The sequence below is a fragment of the Pseudobdellovibrio exovorus JSS genome, from assembly GCF_000348725.1.
Taxonomy (GTDB): domain Bacteria; phylum Bdellovibrionota; class Bdellovibrionia; order Bdellovibrionales; family Bdellovibrionaceae; genus Pseudobdellovibrio; species Pseudobdellovibrio exovorus.
Genome location: NC_020813.1, coordinates 914,156 through 931,683 on the forward strand (window position 1 = coordinate 914,156; position 17,528 = coordinate 931,683).

Below are 17,528 nucleotides of genomic sequence, written 5' to 3' on the forward strand. Positions count from 1 at the left end.
TATGAAAGTTCATCCAACCAGCGTTCTATCGTCAGATGTAGTTCTGGCTGACGGCGTAGAAATTGGCCCTTACTGTAATATCCAAGGGCGTGTGTTTATAGGTGAAGGAACTTATATTGAAGGTCATGTAACTATTGGTTCACGTCATGGCATAGTTGAGATTGGTAAAAACAATCACATATCACCGGGCGCTGTCATTGGTGGTCCGCCACAGGACATCAGTTATAAAGCTGAGCCGACAAAATTGATTATCGGAGACAATAACGTCATTCGTGAATTTGCTACGCTGAATATTGCGACTAGCAAAGGTGATGGTGCAACTGTCGTGGGTAACAATGGTTATTTTATGGCGTATTCGCACGTTGGGCATGATTGTAAGATCGGTAACAATGTGGTGATTGCCAATAACTCTCACTTTGCTGGACATTGTGTAGTTGAAGATAATGTCGTTGTCGGTGGAGTTTGTGCTTTTAATCAGTTCTGCCGTATTGGAAAGAATGCCTTTGTTGCCGGATCAAGTATTGTTAATAAAGATATTTTGCCATTTTCAAGAGCTCAAGGAAATTGGGCCTTGGTGAGAGCAACTAATAAGATGGGGCTATTAAGAAAAGGTTTCGCTAAAGAAGAAGTGGCCAATATTCACAAAGCTATTCGCATTGTTATTATGGGCTCTAGCACTTTAGAAGAAGCTTATACTCGCATCGATGCTGAGTGCGCTCCATCGGAAAATATCACTTACCTTGTGGATTTTATTAAAAACTCTAAACGAGGTATTGCTATCGCACGTGGTGCAGGAGCAGCTGAAGAGTGAGCCAGAAGTTAAAAGCAGCAGTGGTGGGTGTAGGTTATCTGGGGACTTTTCATGCTCAGAAGCTGAAGGCTCACCCAGCGGTAGATCTTGTAGGTGTCTGTGATTTCTCTTATGAGCAGGCTAAAAAAGTGGCTGCCGATCTACAGACGCAGGCCTATGAAAAACCTCAGGATTTACTTAAGCACGTGGACTACGTCCACATTGCAGCTTCGACTCAGTCCCACTACGACCTAGCAGCATTATTTCTAGAAAATAAAATTCCTGTTCTGGTGGAAAAGCCGATTGCGGCGACAGCAGACTTGGCCGAAAAACTAACAGAGCTATCAGAAAAAAACAAAACACTACTGAGTGTGGGCCATATCGAAAGATTAAACCCTGCTTTCCGTTTACTGAAAGAGTCCACTGATAAAATTCAATACCTTGAAATTAATCGCTTAGCACCATTTAGAACTCGAGGCAGCGATGTCAGTGTACTGCATGATTTAACTATTCATGATATTGATTTAGTAAATTGGATTCTAAATAGCGAAATCGTGGATTATCAAGTGGCAGGAAAGAAAATTATTAAGCCGACCTATGATGATGTCTCGTTACGTCTAAAGTTTGCTAGTGGAGCACAGGTGACGATTAATAATTCTCGTGTGACACCTCAGATTATACGTAACTATCGCGCTGTTTTTGAAAATAAAGTGATTTTTACGAATACGGCAACGCTAGAGTCTGAAGTTTTAACAGCTGAGTCACAGGACCCTTTTCATAAGGTAGAAAAAATTCAATTAGATAAAGTAGATGCTTTAGCCTTAGAGGCTGATCGTTTTGTGCAATGTGTTTTAGGGAAGCAAGAACCACTTATTACAGCGGTAGAAGCCACTAAAGCTTTAAGACAAGTGGAACAGTTTATTGCCCACATGGATAAGGAACTCTCTTAATGGAGCAGGCAAAGCCACAGATCATGATCATTGCTGCCGAAGCTTCCAGTGCTCATTACGCTTTGAAGTTAATGCAGTATTGGAAAGATAACGGCAAAGACTACACCTATTTTGGTGTGGGCTCTGATGCGATGGAGGCTTTTGGTTTCGAGCGCCTAGGAAAATCAGAAGAGATGGCCGTGGTCGGTGCTGCCGAAATATTTGCTCATTACTCAGAGTTAAAAGCGATTTTTAATAATCTGGTCGAGCAAGCGCGTGTACGTCGTCCTAATGTCGTTGTCCTGATGGACTATCCTGAGTTCAATTTGATGTTAGCGAAGAAGCTGCACGCGATGGGGATTAAGTCTGTATATTATATTTCTCCGCAAGTGTGGGCGTGGCGCAAAGGTCGTGTGAATACGATCAAAAAGTATTGTGATAAAGCTTTCTTACTTTTTCCATTTGAAGCTGATTTTTATAAATCCCGTGGAGTTCCTTATGAGTTCATCGGGCATCCTCTGCTGGACGAGTTTGACGAAAATCTTCTGAACGAAGAAAAAAATAGATTTAATAAAGAAAAGTACGGCATTAAAAGCACGGAAAGAGTGCTGGGGCTTATGCCGGGATCTCGTCGTGGAGAGCTGAATCAGCACTTAGATATTCAGCTTGAAGTGGCTCGTCGACTTATAAATAAACATGACCATCTACGTTTGGCGATCCTTGTGGCTCCGACAGTGAAAAAAGAGGAAATTATTGATCGCCTCGAGAACTTCAAATCACCTTATATTTTATTCCAAGATGATCCTAATAAAATGATCAGTATGACGGACTATGTTTTAGTGGCCTCTGGAACTGCGACATTAATGGTTGGCTTGCTACAGAAGCCAATGGTGATTATGTACAGATTAAAGTGGCTAACAGGATTGTTTGGGAAACTGTTTATTAAGATCAAGTTTTTTGGTCTAGTAAATTTAATCCTAGATAAAGAAGTGGTGCCAGAAAGAAAACAAGAAGAAGCTAACCCTGATGAGCTTTTTCGCTTGATGGATCGTTACATAGTCGACCCTGAATATACAGCCTCTGTTATTGAAGAGTTGAAAAAACTACCGCAGTATCTAGGTGAAAAAGGAGCCACAGCTCGTGTGGCTAAAAGTTTAGAAACCTATTTATGAAGGTTTTAAAGCCTCTCGAGAAAATTTATCATTTCGTAACAGGTGTTAAGAACCTGTTATATGAAACCAATGTCGTTCAACAAACTAAATTGAATTCGAAGGTACTGTCGGTCGGGAATCTGTCTTTTGGTGGAGTTGGAAAAACTCCATGTGTTATCTACTTAGGTGAAATCTTTCAGAATGAAATGAAGACAGTGATTGTCTGCAAAAGTTATAAAGCTTCGATAAAGCAAGCCGCACGAGTGGATTTATCGGTGCCCCAAGCGGCTCATATCTATGGGGATGAAGCCTGCTTGATTCAGTCTCAACTGCAAACCTGTGAAGTTTGGTCTGGACCTATAAAACTAGAAACCGCACAAGCTAGTTTGAACTCTGCTCCACAGTTGATCATCGTGGATGATGGCTTTAGTCATCGTCAACTCGCTAGAGATTTTGATTTAGTACTGGTAGATGCCAGCAAAGGGCTTGCGGGGGATTATTTTCGTGAATCTTGGTCTAACTTAAAAAGAGCCCATGCGGTTATTTTAACGAAAACGAATTTATCTGATACCAATAAAGTTAAAGACTTAAAAAATAAAATGGAAACTGATTTTCCTCATCTAAGTGGAAAGATTTTTAGTTCCTCAGTGCAGATAGAGCTTTCTGTAGAAATACAAAAACCGTTATTTGTCTTCTGTGCACTCGCGAAACCAGATGACTTTGTCCTGCAACTACGTGAGATGGGATACAATGTGGTGCAAACGCAGTTTTTCCCAGATCATCATATGTATTCAGCTGCAGATGAAAAAGAAGTTCTAGATGTTTATCGGGGCTTGCAAAATCAGTATTCGGATTTATGTCTTGTTACTACTGAAAAAGATGCCATTAAACTCAGTCCATCCTTAAAATCTACAGTTAGAACACCAAAGCACTTTATGACAATGCAGCCTGAAGAAAGAAAGGTTTTAGTTGAGGAAATTAGGAAAACTTTTTAGTCGAATCACTGCGCTGTTTTGGTGCCTAGTCCCTTGGTCCTTTAATAGGTTAGCGGGTAAGGCTTTAGCTTTTCTTTGGCTAGATGTTTTAAATCTACGTCGACAAGTTATTTACGATAATTTGCAGACGGCCTTTCCGAATATTTCAGAAGCAGAAAAAAAACGTATTGCGAAGAAGTCCGTACAGGTTTTATGTCAAAGCTTTTTCGATGTGATGAAAGTTCCCTACCTAAATTCGAAGTGGGTCGAAAAAAATGTTATCTTTGATGGGCAGGAAAATATCAAGTCGCTGGCTCAGTATGGAGAGGGTGTTTTTTTTCTTACTCTTCATATGGGAAGTGGAGACTTAGCCGCGGCCATTGTGAGTGAACATCTGAAGCCGGTGACATTGATCAGTAAAAGATTTGCCAATCAGTTTTTAGATGCATTTTGGTTCGGACTACGTGAAAGATCCAAAACTAATTTCATAGATGCGCATGCTAAAAATAATGCTTTCGAGATTTTATCTGCACTCAAAAAAAAACGTGGAGTGGTCTTCGTTTTAGATCAATTTATGGGAAAACCATACGGAGTCGAAAGCCAGTTCTTCGGAGTGACAACGGGGACCGCCTATGGTCTAGCTCTTTTGGCAAAGAAAACTCAGCGCCCTGTATTTCCTCTGTACACCTATTGGGACGAGCAGAATAAACTACACATTTGTTTAGAGCCGGCCGTTGATTTGACCACTGAAGTGGGTCAAACTAACGAAGAGATTACAAATATATTTAATCGGTCCCTTGAGGGGATCATCACTCGTCATCCAGAGCATTGGATGTGGGTGCATAAACGCTGGAAGACATTTGAATGAAAAAAGTGACGATTGCGATTTTAACTTCGAGCTTTCTACTGGTGTCGTGTTCAAGTTTATTAAAATACGACTTTGATAAAGCGTTTTCTCGAAATAAAGAGTTTGAACAACAAGTCGTTATTGTGGCTCCCGAAGAAAGTAGTCCTGCCTCATCAACTTCAGATGAAGTTAAAGCAGAGCCGCCAGCAGTGGTGACTCCACACACGCCACCGACACGTGCTAGAAACGAAGCCCTTTCGAAAGAAGAGGCCGCCATGCTTTTCTATGAGCAGTCTAAGGCGGCTAAGGCGAAGTCAACGACAGTAAAACCTAAGGAGACAGCGGCTCCAACAAAGGTGGCCACAGTAAATAAAACAGCGACTAAAGCGGTGGCTAAGGCAGAAAAAAGTACAGAAGACAAAACTACTAAGCCGAAAAAGCGCGAGCCTGATATCGAAGACTCTGAGGGATTTGATAATCAACGCCGTCCCTTAGTTGATCCTTTCCGTGTGGGTGAAGTGGTGACCCACGATGTGAGTTACTTAGGAGCAAAAGCTGGGGTTTTACGATTAGAAGTGAAACCTTTTGCTATGGTGAATAATCGCAAATCCTACAATTTTTTTATCGATGTTAAGTCGACCTCATTTTTTTCAAAGGTCTACGCAGTTGATGATCAAGTGCAAACCTATGTGGATTACGAAGAATTAGTGCCGTGGGTTTTTAAATTGAATATTCGCGATTCTGGTCAGGTTAAGGAAGCACAATCGTTTTTTAATTTTAAAACATTAAAAGCGAATTATTGGGAAAGACGTTATACTGAAAAAGACGGGCAAGAAGAAAAAAAGCTCGAGTGGGATATACTGCCGTATTCTCAGAATGCTTTTAGTGCCGTTTTTTACATGCGTGTTTTCCAGTGGACAGTGGGTAAGGAACACCAATTCCGTGTAGCTGATGATGAAAAAAATATTAACTTCACGGGACGTGCCATTGAAAAAACTAAGTTGAAAACTGAGGCGGGTACTTTTGATGCTATTAAAATTAAGGCTGAAATTGTATCTAGAGGAAACTTAGCTAAAGCGACCGACTTCTATCTATGGGTGTCGGATGATGATCGTAAATATATTTTAAGAATTGAAGTCAAGTTACCAATAGGGTCTTTAGTATCTGAGGTCTCTAGTATCAAAGCAGGTAAGTGATGCCCAGTGCGAATCTCGTTATTCAGACAGCTTTTTTGGGCGATCTGATCCTTTCTGTTCCTGTGCTCAAAAGAATTAAGCATCTTTTCCCACAGGATAGACTTATCGTGGTTTGCAAAAAAGGTATTGGTGAATTCTTAGTTAAAAATCATATTGTCGATCAAATTATTGAAATTGAAAAATCGAACTCTGCGACTTACAGGCAGGCCTTAAAGGCTCTTGAGCCTTATCATGTAAACCATCTGTTCTGTTTACACCGATCTGTCAGAAGCCAATTATTTTCCGCAAGAGTAAAAGCTCGTCGGAAAATAGGATTTTATTCATTTTTAGGGTTTTGGATTTTTGATGAAATGGTGGAACATGTATCTGAAAATCCAGAGGTCTTACGGCAGTTCAGAATACTGCAACCAATAGATCCAGAAACGGATATGAACTTTACGAGAAGTTCATTCGAGTATTTAAATGAAGTGGCTGTTGATGGATCTATGCCCACAGTTCCAGGCTTTTTTGCATTTCCCAGAGTATCAGAGGTAAAGAAATCTCTTTCTGAAAAAACTCGTATTGCCATCTTTCCAGGAAGTGTTTGGGCCACTAAGCAGTGGACGAAGGAAGGCTTTGTCGCTTTGGTTCAACACTTCATTAGTATGGGGTATGAGGTGGATTTGATGGGTGGCCCTGCAGAAAAGCCTCTGTGCGATGAAATTGCTGATTTAAGTGGTGTTACTGTCAATGTCCTCGCCGGAAAGTTATCTGTGGCGGATTCGATAGAAGCTTTAAAACATTATGATTTAATTGTTTCGAATGACAGTGCCTCCACACACATGGCTTCTTTGAATGCTCGTCCCGTTGTCAGTATCTTTGGCCCAACGGTGCTGAGTATGGGTTTCCGTCCGTGGTCATCACGATTAAGAATTGTTGAGAATCTTGAGATGAACTGTCGTCCCTGTGGACGTCATGGGCACAGACAATGTCCTCTCAAACATCATTTGTGTATGAAACTGATAGAGGCTCCTCAGGTATTCGCAAAAGCCCAAGAGCTTTTGCGTGAAGTCTCTAGCTAAAATCTTTCACATTGATATTGTACTTACGAATCTTACGCAAAAGGGTATTTTTCGGAATATTCGCTTGTGCCACAGTTTGGTTGATTTTTCCTTTGTTGGCTTTCAAAGCGCTGACGATAAATTCTTTTTCAGCTTGCTCTTTAAAAACCTCAAAATTCAAAGCACCAGCAGTCGTGTTGTCTACGGGCTGAGGCTGAGTCGAGATATCTTTTTGTTGTTGAGTCACATCTGACTTGATCTGATCTGGTAAACTCGCCTTCGTCATAATAGAAGAAGATTCCACAATAAAGGCACGCTCAATAATATTTTCTAGCTCACGGATATTGCCGGGCCAGCGATATTTTTTCATCAGGTCAAGGCACTCTGGCTCAATAGCGGTGATGTTTTTTCCATGCTCTCTAGAAAATTTTTGCAAGAAGCTCATGGCAAGTGCCGGAATGTCATCAGCTCTTTCACGAAGAGGAGGTAAAAAGATCGGCATGACATTTAGACGATAGAAAAGATCCTCTCTGAATTCAGAAGTTTCCATCATTTTTTCAAGGTTACGATTCGTTGCTGCAATGATGCGAGCATTTGTCTTCACTTCGCGGTTGCTACCAACAGGAGTAAATTTTTTCTCTTGCAGAGCGCGTAAGATCTTTACTTGCATCTCGGGTTTTAATTCACCGATTTCATCGAGGAACAAGGTTCCATTATTAGCCAGCTGAAACTTTCCGATCTTTCTTTCAACGGCGCCTGTGAAAGCCCCTTTTTCGTGACCAAAAAATTCAGACTCCATCAAGTTTTCCGGAATAGCACCACAGTTGATGGCGACAAAAGCCCCTGATTTTCTTGGGGAGTTAAAGTGAATAGCGCGGGCGACAAGTTCTTTACCGGTTCCATTTTCTCCGCGAATCAGAACAGTGGTTTCCACTTTACAAAGCTTGTAAATCAGGTTGAAGACCTCTTTCATTTTCGTGTTGTGGCCGACGATTTCACTTTCAATATCGTCATCAAAGATAGGGTTAGAGGCTGTAAGATTGGTGATCATGTCATGGGCTTCTAAACTTTTGCGTACGATCTCAGTCAGGCGGTCAGGGCTGACAGGTTTTTCAACGTAATCATAGGCGCCATCTTTAATCGCCACGACAGCATCATTCAAATTGGAGTGCGCTGTCATAATGACAACAAATGTACGCGGGTCGTGTTCTTTGATCTCTTTCAGAGCTTCTAAGCCATTCATCTCAGGCATGCGGACGTCCATCAGAATAAGTCCGTAGGGCTGAGACTTAACTTTTTCTAAAGCTTCTAAACCATTACTAGCTTCTTCAATCTCAAATTCAACCTGAAGATTGGTATTTTTAAGGATAGAGGCAACTGATTTTCTAAGCTCGCTTTCGTCATCTACGATCAGTGTTCTTAATTTTGTCATATCCTGTCTCCTTAATTAGCTTATATCCGTATCATGAGTTTCAATAGGTAACTGAACAAGGAAGCTCGTTCCTTTTTGTAGTTCAGACTGCATAGAAATACGTCCACCATGTAATTCGATAAAGTATTTCACCAAATAGAGTCCTAGTCCAGTGCCCTTAGTTTTATAATCTTGTGTCTTACCGCGTACAAATTTTTGCCAAATGAGTTCCTGATCTTCAGGTGCAATGCCTTCCCCGCTGTCTTTGATTTCGATACAGACATCAGAGTCAGTTTCATAAGAGTGAATAGTGACGTGCCCGTTGGCAGGCGTGTATTTGATCGCATTTTCCACGATATTAAGAAAAACCTCAGTCATCAATGTGACATCAATTTCAATTAAAAACATGGGTTCTAAATTAAGATTGAGTGCGATATTTTTTGATTTAGCTAATGGGCTCAGTCGCTGGATGACATTTTCAATGACACCATTGATATCAGCAGTTTCTTTTATGATTTTAAAATCGCGCGATTCGACTCGTAATAGTTTCAGAATAGATTGAATGTAGCGATTCAATTCCTCAGAGTAGTCCTTAAGGCTTACAAAGTCAGATCTAAGCTCTGTCGGTAAATCATTTTGTGTCATAACACGATCTAAAACCCCCTGAATTTTTGCAATGGGCGTTTTTAAGTCATGACTGATCAAACTGACGAAGTTGGTTTTGAGCTGTTCTAACTCCGCTAAGTAATTTTGCTGTTGTTGTAGTCGCGCATGGGCTTGCTCGATTTTTAGGGCTTGGTATCCAATGAACAGAACCCAGATGAAAATAAACAAGCTGACCGGGCTGACGATGGGAATCCAATAATAAAAACTATCAAAGACCCATGCCGAAAAAGCGGAGGTCAGCGTTGCAAGCCAAGCCAAAAAGAAAAGCGCAACGGCCTGAGGATAGCGAGTTAAAATAACAATAGCTAAAAAGGTGAGTGCTAACAGAAACCCAGCATAAATGAGACTGGAGAATTTTTTGATGAAACTATCGGTTAAAATGTTTTCTGTGGCCATGGCCCAAAATTCATGGCGAGAGAAAACGCCCAGAGGTGTTTGTACCTGCGAATACGAAGATTTCTCTGTTCCGATCAAGACGATTTTGTTTTTAAAGAAATCTTTTGGAAGATCTGAACTGAGGACATCAGCCAGAGAGACCTCTGTGAAAAGACTTTTTCCCTTGTAGTTAATCACCGATATCCCTGACAAAACAGATGCTGCTGGATCGGGTTGAAGACGTTCGGCTAAGCTCGCGACGCCATCGGAGGAAAAGATTAAGCGACGTACGATACCATCATCGTCTTTAAGGGTGTCGATGTTGGCAATATTCGAGCGGTTAGCTCTACTGGCTATTGGCAAAGAGAGTTTTTCCGGTTGATTTGAATTGGTAGCCCAAACAACTCTTTGATCACGGAAGATGTGCCCTTCATTAGGGGAAAGACGAACCTGACCAATATTTCCACCGAAGTATAAAGTCACACCAACTTTTTTTGGTTTTTGTTCAAGAATTTTAGAAAGTAAGTTCTTCCAAATTTCGCGATCCCAAAAGAAGCTGTCGCTGAGGTCTGAAAACTCATTGGCATAAATTAGACTACTGGTGCGAAAATCATACATTTTGCTGAATTCAGATACTTTTAGGGTAACGAGTACGACCTCACTTGAGACCTTTTTATCGCCACGAAGCTGAAAACGGATGTCATAGTTGCCATTTTCATCGAATTTTAAAAAAAATAGCGAAAAGACCCAGCAAATGAGGGCTCTCATCAGAAAACCGCGCCTTTTATACAGCCAGCGCCACCAGATTGAGATTCGGGTCATGGTCTTTTTCACGCAACGCAAAAATAGCGAATTTCTGTCGTTATTTCAACTGGTTAATAGATAAAATAGCTCTATGAAATGGATACGTTCGCAAGAGGAATCAATACCTCCTTTTAAATCATCGGTATTAACAATTGGCAGCTTTGATGGGGTTCATTTAGGCCATCAGAAGCTTTTGACGGCTCTTGTACAGAAGGCTTTGGAAAATAATACAGAGTCAGTGGCCTTAACTTTCAAACCTCATCCGCGTACGGTGTTACGTCCGGATATCCCACATCATCGCCTTTTTGACTATAAAGATCAGGTCGAGATGATGACCCAAATCGGTGTGAACTACTTAGTCGAAGAAAAGTTCAGTAAAGATTTTTCTTTGATGACAGCCGAAGAGTTCTTATCAACGTATGTCGAAAAGATATTTAATCCAGTTCATATTGTTGTTGGTTATGATTTTAATTTTGGTAAATCACGCGACGGCAATATTGATTTCCTACGTGAGTACTGTCGCCAGAAAAATATAGGACTCACAGTTGTAGAGGCTTACGATAAAAATGGATTGATTGTTTCGTCATCTCAAATCAGAACCTTTTTAGAGCATGGGGAAGTTAAAAAAGCTGAAGAGCTTTTGGGACGACCTTATTATCTAAGAGGACCTGTGCGTGTCGGTTATAAAAGAGGTCGTACTTTAGGTGTGCCGACGGCGAATATCAGTCCTGAGATCGAATTTATACCAAGAAAAGGTGTCTATTTAACTTGGGCTTACTTAAAAGATAAAAAATATCCTTCCATCACCAATATCGGAGATAATCCGACATTTGAACATTCGGAATCTTATTTAAAAGTCGAAACTCATATATTTGATTTTGATGAAGATATTTATGGTGAGCATTTAAAAGTAGAAATTATCAGCTTCCATCGTGATGAAATGAAATTTAATTCAGTAGATTCTTTGAAGGCACAGATTTTCAGTGATCTAGAGTTTGCACGTTCTTATTTTGGGATTAAGAAATGAAGAAGAAGCTTTTGATTTTTTCTGGGATAGGACCTGAAAATCAATTAGAGCTTCAAGCGGCTCAAAGTTATTTCGATGTCACCCAGAAGACAGAGGAGTCTCCTCAAAGTATTTTACAGCAGGCGCAGCATGATGTTGTGATTATAGATGAATCTGACTATGTGCAATTTGAGCCCTATCTGCCAGTTCTTGATTGGCAAGTGAGTCAGTTGCGAGTTGCGGACTGCCTAGTCTTGCAAGATCAGTATTATCGTCCTCTTCACTGCGAAGCCGAAGCGATCCTAAGAGTGATTCGGGCGAATTCACATAGGATCAACTCGCAGGAACCAGTGATTGTGATCGGCGAGGTTGGGTTTGTGTCTGCGGTGGTTATGAAGTTAGCGATGGGTGGGTTTAACGATATCATGGCGGCTTTTGTTGGAGCTCAAGATGAAGAGTTGGAAGCGATCCGTAAAAAGTTTCAAGGATTGGTTTTTAATCTGAACTTGAAAGTGATAACGGCGATGCAGTTGGTATCTATCGATTACTCGGCATCCTTAATGATTTCAAAGTTTAAAAAAGAGATGAATAAAGAAGCGTACGAGCTGATGACATACTTTAATTTCTTATCTTCGACAGCTTTATTGATTGATTGTCACTCGTGTTCTAACAACTATCTTGTTGAGGAAGCACGTCGTGCTGAGGTCGGGGTGATTGAAGAAGAGGCGGTCACTAGCATGAAATACACCTATCTTTCCGAAATAATGAAAAACTCTCCCTAAGTCTAGTTACAAAAAACGTCACGCTCTTTAAAATAATGTGATGGCTTTAAATAAATTGGGCGAAATTTTAGTTAAGCAAGGTATGCTACGGCCTGATCAGTTGCAAGCCGTCCTTGTTGAAAGCCAAAGAACTAAGGCTAGGTTGGGGCCGACCATTGTTGCCGCAGGCCTGTTAAAAGACAGTCAAATTTTACGTGCTTTAGAAAAACAATATGCACTTCCCGGTGTTGATGTTTCGCAATTTGAAATAGATCAAGCTGTTATCAGTTTGGTGAATCGTGAGTTTTGTGAAAAGCATTGCGTGATACCCTTGTCCAAAGCGGGAACTACACTCGTAGTCGCATTTTCTGATCCAAGTAATTTGCAAGTACGTGATGACTTACGCTATATCAGTAAGTGCAAAATACAACCTGTAGTTGCGACAGAGAGCACAATTCTACAGGCGATTGAAAAGTATTATTCGATTTCCACAGACGACCTCATTGCAAAAGGTGATGCGGCAGAAGCGGATATTCAACTTTCTACGCAGACCTCAACAGTTGAGGTGGGAAGTGCGGCAGATGATGCTCCGGTTGTTAAGTTTGTGAATGGAATTTTATTGGAAGCTGTACGCAGAAGAGCTTCCGATATTCACTTTGAAATTTACGAAAAAAAATATCGTGTTCGTTTCCGTATTGATGGTAGTTTGGTGGAAGCCGCAACGCCTCCAGCTTCTTCTGGGCCAGCGATTAGCTCTCGTATTAAAATCATGTCTAAGATGGATATCGCTGAGAAGCGACGCCCACAGGATGGTCGTTTGAAAATCATCTTAAATAAAGAAAATCGCGAAATGGATTTTCGTGTGAACTCGATTCCAACGATGTGGGGCGAAAAGATCGTGATGCGTCTTCTAGACAAATCGAATCTTCAGCGTGATATGACTAAGCTGGGATTTGAAGAAGAAGATTTGAAATTATTCAAAAATACCATCAATTTGCCCCAAGGAATGGTGTTGATTACTGGGCCAACAGGTTCTGGTAAAACGACGACTATTTATTCGGCCTTAGCCGAACTCAATAAGCTGGATGTTAATATCAGTACAGCCGAAGACCCGATCGAATTTAACCTTGATGGGATCAATCAAGTGCAAGCTAATGCTGATATTGATCTGACATTTGTGAATATTCTAAGAGCTTTTTTACGTCAAGATCCTGATATCATTATGGTGGGTGAGATTCGTGACTTAGAAACGGCCGAGATCGCCTTTAAGGCAGCATCAACAGGTCACATGGTTGTTAGTACGTTGCATACCAATGATGCTCCAACAACGGTAACCCGTTTAACAGAAATGGGCGTGGCGCCGTATTTGATTACTTCGACATTAAATTTAGTTGTGGCTCAGCGTCTTTTGGGAAAGATCTGTGAATCGTGTAAAGAGCCAAATAAAATCCCAGATAGTACATTGCTGAACTTGGGTGTCTCACGCGAAGAAATTCCGAACTTCCAAGTTTTTAAAGCCAAGGGTTGCGGTGCTTGTAATAACACAGGTATTCGCGGTCGTATGGCAATTTATGAACTGATGCCTTTAACTGAACAGGTTAAGGATTTAATTCTACGTGGCGCTAGCAGTAATGAGCTAAGAGCTGCTTGTCGTAGCATGGGGATGAGAACACTTCGAAGAAGTGCTCTTTTAAAATTGGCCCGTGGATTGACGACGATTGAAGAAGTAATTAATTCATCAGTAAGGGATGAGCTATGATAGAAAATTTATTGGCCCAATCTGTTTTTAAAAATGGACATGAAGTGTCTTTTATATTGGGACATAAAATTTTATCTAAATCGGGCCGAGACTGGAATGACATCAAAGGCGACGTGTTAACGATTTCCGATTGGGAGGATCTAAAAGATCTTTGTCTTTCGGGGAACGAAAAAGTACAGCTAGAGACAAAAGGTTATGTTGTTGGGATCTATGAATCTGAAAAGCACAAATGGAAATTCGCATTTGTTGAACGAAAAGATTGTTTCAGAGCCCATCTCAGCTTAATAAAAGATGCAACAGAAATTCAATCACACATTGATAATCCACTTTTCTGGGATGCCATTAAAAAAGACAAGGGTTTATTCATAGTTGCTGGCGAAAGACGTCAGGGAAAAAGTGCGTTACTCCATGAAATTATCGCAAATGAGCAGCGTACAAAATTATCATTAATTGGGATGCACTCTCCGTTACAAACACAAAGTTCTGAACAGCCCATTGAGTCAGTGGTGCAGTTAGGGATTGATACCATAGATTACGATTTCAACCACACTTTGTATGAAGGAATTGAAAGAGTTTTCGTCGATACAAATACGATTAAAAATTGGAAGAAATGGATTGAAGTGGCTGAACAAGGACAAAGTGTTGTCCTAACATTGAGTTCTAATTCGATTGGTACAATTTTAAACAAATTAGCTTCCGAGTTAGATGTAAATACATGTTTAAGACTTTTTAATGTTCTGAATGGCGTGATTGTACAAAAGTTAGTGGGAGCGAATTACTTTCCTTGTAGTGAAATCCTAATCCTGAAAGCAAATCAAAAAGTGGCTTTGCATCGTCATTTGACGGCACACACGATCGCACAGGTGGATTTAAGCGCAGAATTTAAAGAGTCCTATCAGTCGTTGAATCAATCTATTATTCAGCGTTTAGTTAGAAGAAAAATTGATGTGCCTGCAGCATTTGAAGCCAGTGATGATCCAGATAAATTAGATGCGACTTTGAAAAAAATGGGACTATAGATGGCATTTTTCATTTATCAAGCTCGTACAATTAATGGTAATGCAGTAAAAGGGAAGATCGAAGCTCGCGATGAAGCTGATGCTAAGATACGTCTACGTGCGAAGCAATTGATACCGACAAAACTCACTTTATTGAATACACAGGAAGCTAAGGGTAGTGAGCTGGAAGAGGCGATTAAGCGCCTCTTAGCACCTAAAATTGAAGTCAAAGAATTAAAGATTTTCACTCGTCAGTTTTCTACTCTTATCAATTCGGGTATTCCTATTGCGGATGCCCTCAGAATTTTATCTGAAGGCAGTGGATCGAGTCGTCTATTAAAAGATGCCTTATTACAGATCCGTTCTTCTATTGATGTGGGTAAAAGATTATCTGAGTCTATGGCCGTACATGATCGTATTTTCGATCGTTTTTACTGTAATATGATACAAGCAGGTGAAGAGGCCGGTATCTTAGATACGATCTTACTAAGGTTGTCTCAGTACATTGAAAAGAATGAAAAAATTAAAGGCCAAGTTAAGGGGGCATTAGTTATGCCCGCCGTGATCACTGTTGTCGCGATTATCGTGATCACAGGTATCATTACCTTTATCATTCCTAAATTCCAAGAGTTCTATCAGGGCTCAGGAAAGGAATTACCTTTACCTACGCAAATGCTAGTCGATTTGTCTGCTAATTTGCGTGAAAATTGGTTTATCTATATTGTCATTGTCATATCGGTCGTAGCCAGTTTTGTCTATTATATCAATACACCAGAAGGTAAAAAACAGCTGGATAAGACTCTGATCACAGCACCTGTTATCGGAGATGTAGTTCAAAAATCCAGTGTGGCTCGTATGACACGTACCTTGTCGACATTATTGTCTTCAGGGATTGGGCTTATTGAGGCTATCGACATTTCCGCAAAAACTGCCGGTAACTATGTGGTAGAAAATGCTTTAACAGAGTGTAAAAACTCAGTTGTCGTGGGTAAGCCGTTCCATGTGCCGCTGTCTCGACAAAAAGAAATTCCAGCAATGGTATCGCAAATGGTGGCGATTGGTGAGCAATCGGGTTCCTTAGATACGATGTTAGGTAAAATTGCCGACTTCTATGAAGAGGAAGTGGAAACTTCAGTGAAAGCCATGACCTCATTGATCGAGCCGATCATGATGGTTGTGTTGGGTGGAGCTATCGCGGTGATCCTAGTGGCGATGTACTTACCAGTATTCAGTATGGGAGACACTATTGGCGTCTAAGAGCGACGGGTTCTCTTTTTTAACTACGCCAGATATTCGTCGTCATGTGCGCATGGCGGCGGTGTTTCTGTATTTTGTTTTATTTCAGTCTTTAGTTTTTTTACAAAAACCCTTTTTGCAACTTGAGTTTGCCGTTGTGTTTTATCTATCGTTCGGTGTTTTGTTCACATCACGCCTTTGGGAAGGTTTTCTTTGGCACGATAAAGAAAACAGTAAAAGTGGGTTTTGGTCATACTTCTTAGACATAGCTGTATTGATTGTTTTTATGAGGTACTTTCCTCATCTATCGAGTTTTATTTTAGTTCTACAGTTATTTTTACTTTTCTTAGCCAGCTTTGATTTGGATTTAGCAGAGTTATCGATACTGGGGTTTGTCTGCTCTTTAGGAACGTCGCTGATGAATTTAACAGCTTACCAAGCTGGAACTATTCAGAGTGTTTTGTCATTGGCTCTTTTTAATTTGTCTTATTTGTCGGTTATTGTCATTTCACGACAGTTGAATGTAGAGTTTTCAAGTTTACGCACGGACCTCAGTAAAACACGTAAGAAGTGGAAGTCACAGGAACAATTCCTCAATTCATTGATTGAAAAACTTCCATTCGGATTAGTGGTGATAGATCAAAATCGTGAAGCGGTATTAAAGAATTCGTATTTGAATAAGACGATTCAGCTGTCACAAGACAAACTGAATGATCTTATCAGCCGTTACAACAGTGTATCGTCTTCAGGAAATGCTGATATTGCTTATTTACCAGAAGGTGCAACAGATAAGCGTCTTATCAACTTGGATTATAGCAGTTACTACGACGAAGAGGTGGACGAGAACTTAGGATTATACTTAGTCCGTGATGTTACGGATATTCGCCGTTTAGAAGCACAGGTTCGCCAGAATGAAAAGCTAGCGGCTATAGGACAGTTGGCAGCAGGTATTGCCCATGAAATACGAAACCCATTGGCAGGAATCAGTGGCAGTATTCAACTTTTATCGCAGGATTTTTCAGATCCTACAGAACAAAAGTTAATGAATATTATTTTAAAAGAAATTGATCGCCTGAATGTGCTGATCACAGAATTCTTAGACTACGCCAAGCCAGAGAAAGTTCCTGATGCTGAAATCAGTCTAACTCAAGTGGTTGAAGATGTTGTTTTAAATGTTAAAAAGCGGCCTGATATTCCTCAGGGATTTGAATGGGTTGTTGAAATCCAAGAGGTTTCGATTCTTGGGTTTTCTGAAAAATTAAAGCAGGCTGTTTTGAATATTGTCATCAATGCGGTTCAGGCTGTGAAAGCTGATAATCCGCAGCGTATTGAAATTCGTCTAAAACGTGATGGCAGTGATGCTGTTTTAAGTATTCGTGATCACGGTGTCGGCATGACAGAAGAAACCAAAAAGAAGATGTTTGAACCTTTTCATACAACGAAAGTGAAAGGGACCGGACTAGGACTAGCGGTTACTCATAAAATACTAGAGCTTCACAAAGCGCGTATTGAAATTGAGACGGAATTAAATAAAGGAACTGAATTTATTATTAAAATTCCCATTGCGAAGGGGAGATAGGGAGAA

Annotated in this window: 15 protein-coding genes; 13 read left to right on the forward strand and 2 right to left on the reverse strand. The window is 40.5% G+C overall.

All coding sequences use genetic code 11. From position 1 onward, the window contains the following. Window position 1 precedes the first annotated feature (1 nt). From lpxA to A11Q_RS04640, 7 genes are read left to right on the forward strand one after another with little or no spacing between them, the layout of a single operon-like run. Window positions 2-811 (forward strand): acyl-ACP--UDP-N-acetylglucosamine O-acyltransferase, encoded by an 810-nt coding sequence (lpxA, locus tag A11Q_RS04610; RefSeq protein ID WP_015469624.1) that lies wholly within the window; start codon window positions 2-4, stop codon window positions 809-811. Next, a complete protein-coding gene (locus A11Q_RS04615) occupies window positions 808-1,740 on the forward strand; it encodes a Gfo/Idh/MocA family protein (RefSeq protein WP_015469625.1) in 933 nt (310 codons plus the stop codon). Before lpxA ends, A11Q_RS04615 begins: the two co-directional genes overlap by 4 nt. Beyond that, window positions 1,740-2,891, forward strand: a complete 1,152-nt coding sequence (lpxB, locus tag A11Q_RS04620) for a lipid-A-disaccharide synthase (RefSeq protein WP_015469626.1) — start codon at window positions 1,740-1,742, stop codon at window positions 2,889-2,891. Before A11Q_RS04615 ends, lpxB begins: the two co-directional genes overlap by 1 nt. Continuing rightward, the gene (lpxK, locus tag A11Q_RS04625) at window positions 2,888-3,865 is read left to right on the forward strand and encodes a tetraacyldisaccharide 4'-kinase (protein WP_015469627.1); all 978 of its coding nucleotides are present in this window, start codon (window positions 2,888-2,890) and stop codon (window positions 3,863-3,865) included. The genes lpxB and lpxK overlap by 4 nt, the downstream gene beginning before the upstream one ends. Next, a complete protein-coding gene (locus A11Q_RS04630) occupies window positions 3,840-4,712 on the forward strand; it encodes a lysophospholipid acyltransferase family protein (RefSeq protein ID WP_015469628.1) in 873 nt (290 codons plus the stop codon). Before lpxK ends, A11Q_RS04630 begins: the two co-directional genes overlap by 26 nt. Beyond that, complete coding sequence (locus A11Q_RS04635; RefSeq protein WP_015469629.1) at window positions 4,709-5,887, forward strand: DUF3108 domain-containing protein; 1,179 nt, start codon at window positions 4,709-4,711, stop codon at window positions 5,885-5,887. The genes A11Q_RS04630 and A11Q_RS04635 overlap by 4 nt, the downstream gene beginning before the upstream one ends. Next, window positions 5,887-6,948 (forward strand): glycosyltransferase family 9 protein, encoded by a 1,062-nt coding sequence (locus A11Q_RS04640; RefSeq protein ID WP_015469630.1) that lies wholly within the window; start codon window positions 5,887-5,889, stop codon window positions 6,946-6,948. Before A11Q_RS04635 ends, A11Q_RS04640 begins: the two co-directional genes overlap by 1 nt. On the opposite strand, the gene A11Q_RS04645 is transcribed toward A11Q_RS04640, so the two are convergent. Next, complete coding sequence (locus A11Q_RS04645) at window positions 6,941-8,359, reverse strand: sigma-54-dependent transcriptional regulator (protein WP_015469631.1); 1,419 nt, start codon at window positions 8,357-8,359, stop codon at window positions 6,941-6,943. The two genes, A11Q_RS04640 and A11Q_RS04645, sit on opposite strands and share 8 nt — an antisense overlap. 15 nt (window positions 8,360-8,374) lie before the next feature. After that, window positions 8,375-10,147 carry an ATP-binding protein gene (locus tag A11Q_RS04650; RefSeq protein ID WP_015469632.1) on the reverse strand — a complete coding sequence of 591 codons (1,773 nt, stop codon included), beginning with the start codon at window positions 10,145-10,147 and terminating at the stop codon, window positions 8,375-8,377. Between the two features lie 127 nt (window positions 10,148-10,274). Here A11Q_RS04650 and A11Q_RS04655 point away from each other — a divergent pair, with 127 nt between their 5' ends. Genes A11Q_RS04655 through A11Q_RS13415 form a run of 6 tightly spaced genes read left to right on the forward strand, consistent with a single transcriptional unit; the run spans window position 10,275 to window position 17,522 of the window. Next, a complete protein-coding gene (locus A11Q_RS04655; protein ID WP_015469633.1) occupies window positions 10,275-11,210 on the forward strand; it encodes a bifunctional riboflavin kinase/FAD synthetase in 936 nt (311 codons plus the stop codon). After that, window positions 11,207-11,971 carry a hypothetical protein gene (locus A11Q_RS04660; RefSeq protein ID WP_015469634.1) on the forward strand — a complete coding sequence of 255 codons (765 nt, stop codon included), beginning with the start codon at window positions 11,207-11,209 and terminating at the stop codon, window positions 11,969-11,971. The genes A11Q_RS04655 and A11Q_RS04660 overlap by 4 nt, the downstream gene beginning before the upstream one ends. A gap of 40 nt (window positions 11,972-12,011) precedes the next feature. Next, entirely contained in the window at window positions 12,012-13,709 is a 1,698-nt protein-coding gene (gene pilB, locus A11Q_RS04665) for a type IV-A pilus assembly ATPase PilB (protein WP_015469635.1), read from the forward strand. Next, window positions 13,706-14,728, forward strand: a complete 1,023-nt coding sequence (locus A11Q_RS04670) for a P-loop NTPase family protein (protein WP_015469636.1) — start codon at window positions 13,706-13,708, stop codon at window positions 14,726-14,728. Before pilB ends, A11Q_RS04670 begins: the two co-directional genes overlap by 4 nt. Beyond that, window positions 14,729-15,964 (forward strand): type II secretion system F family protein, encoded by a 1,236-nt coding sequence (locus A11Q_RS04675; RefSeq protein WP_015469637.1) that lies wholly within the window; start codon window positions 14,729-14,731, stop codon window positions 15,962-15,964. It begins immediately after the preceding gene. Next, the gene (locus A11Q_RS13415) at window positions 15,954-17,522 is read left to right on the forward strand and encodes a two-component system sensor histidine kinase NtrB (RefSeq protein WP_015469638.1); all 1,569 of its coding nucleotides are present in this window, start codon (window positions 15,954-15,956) and stop codon (window positions 17,520-17,522) included. Before A11Q_RS04675 ends, A11Q_RS13415 begins: the two co-directional genes overlap by 11 nt. Window positions 17,523-17,528: the final 6 nt, after the last annotated feature.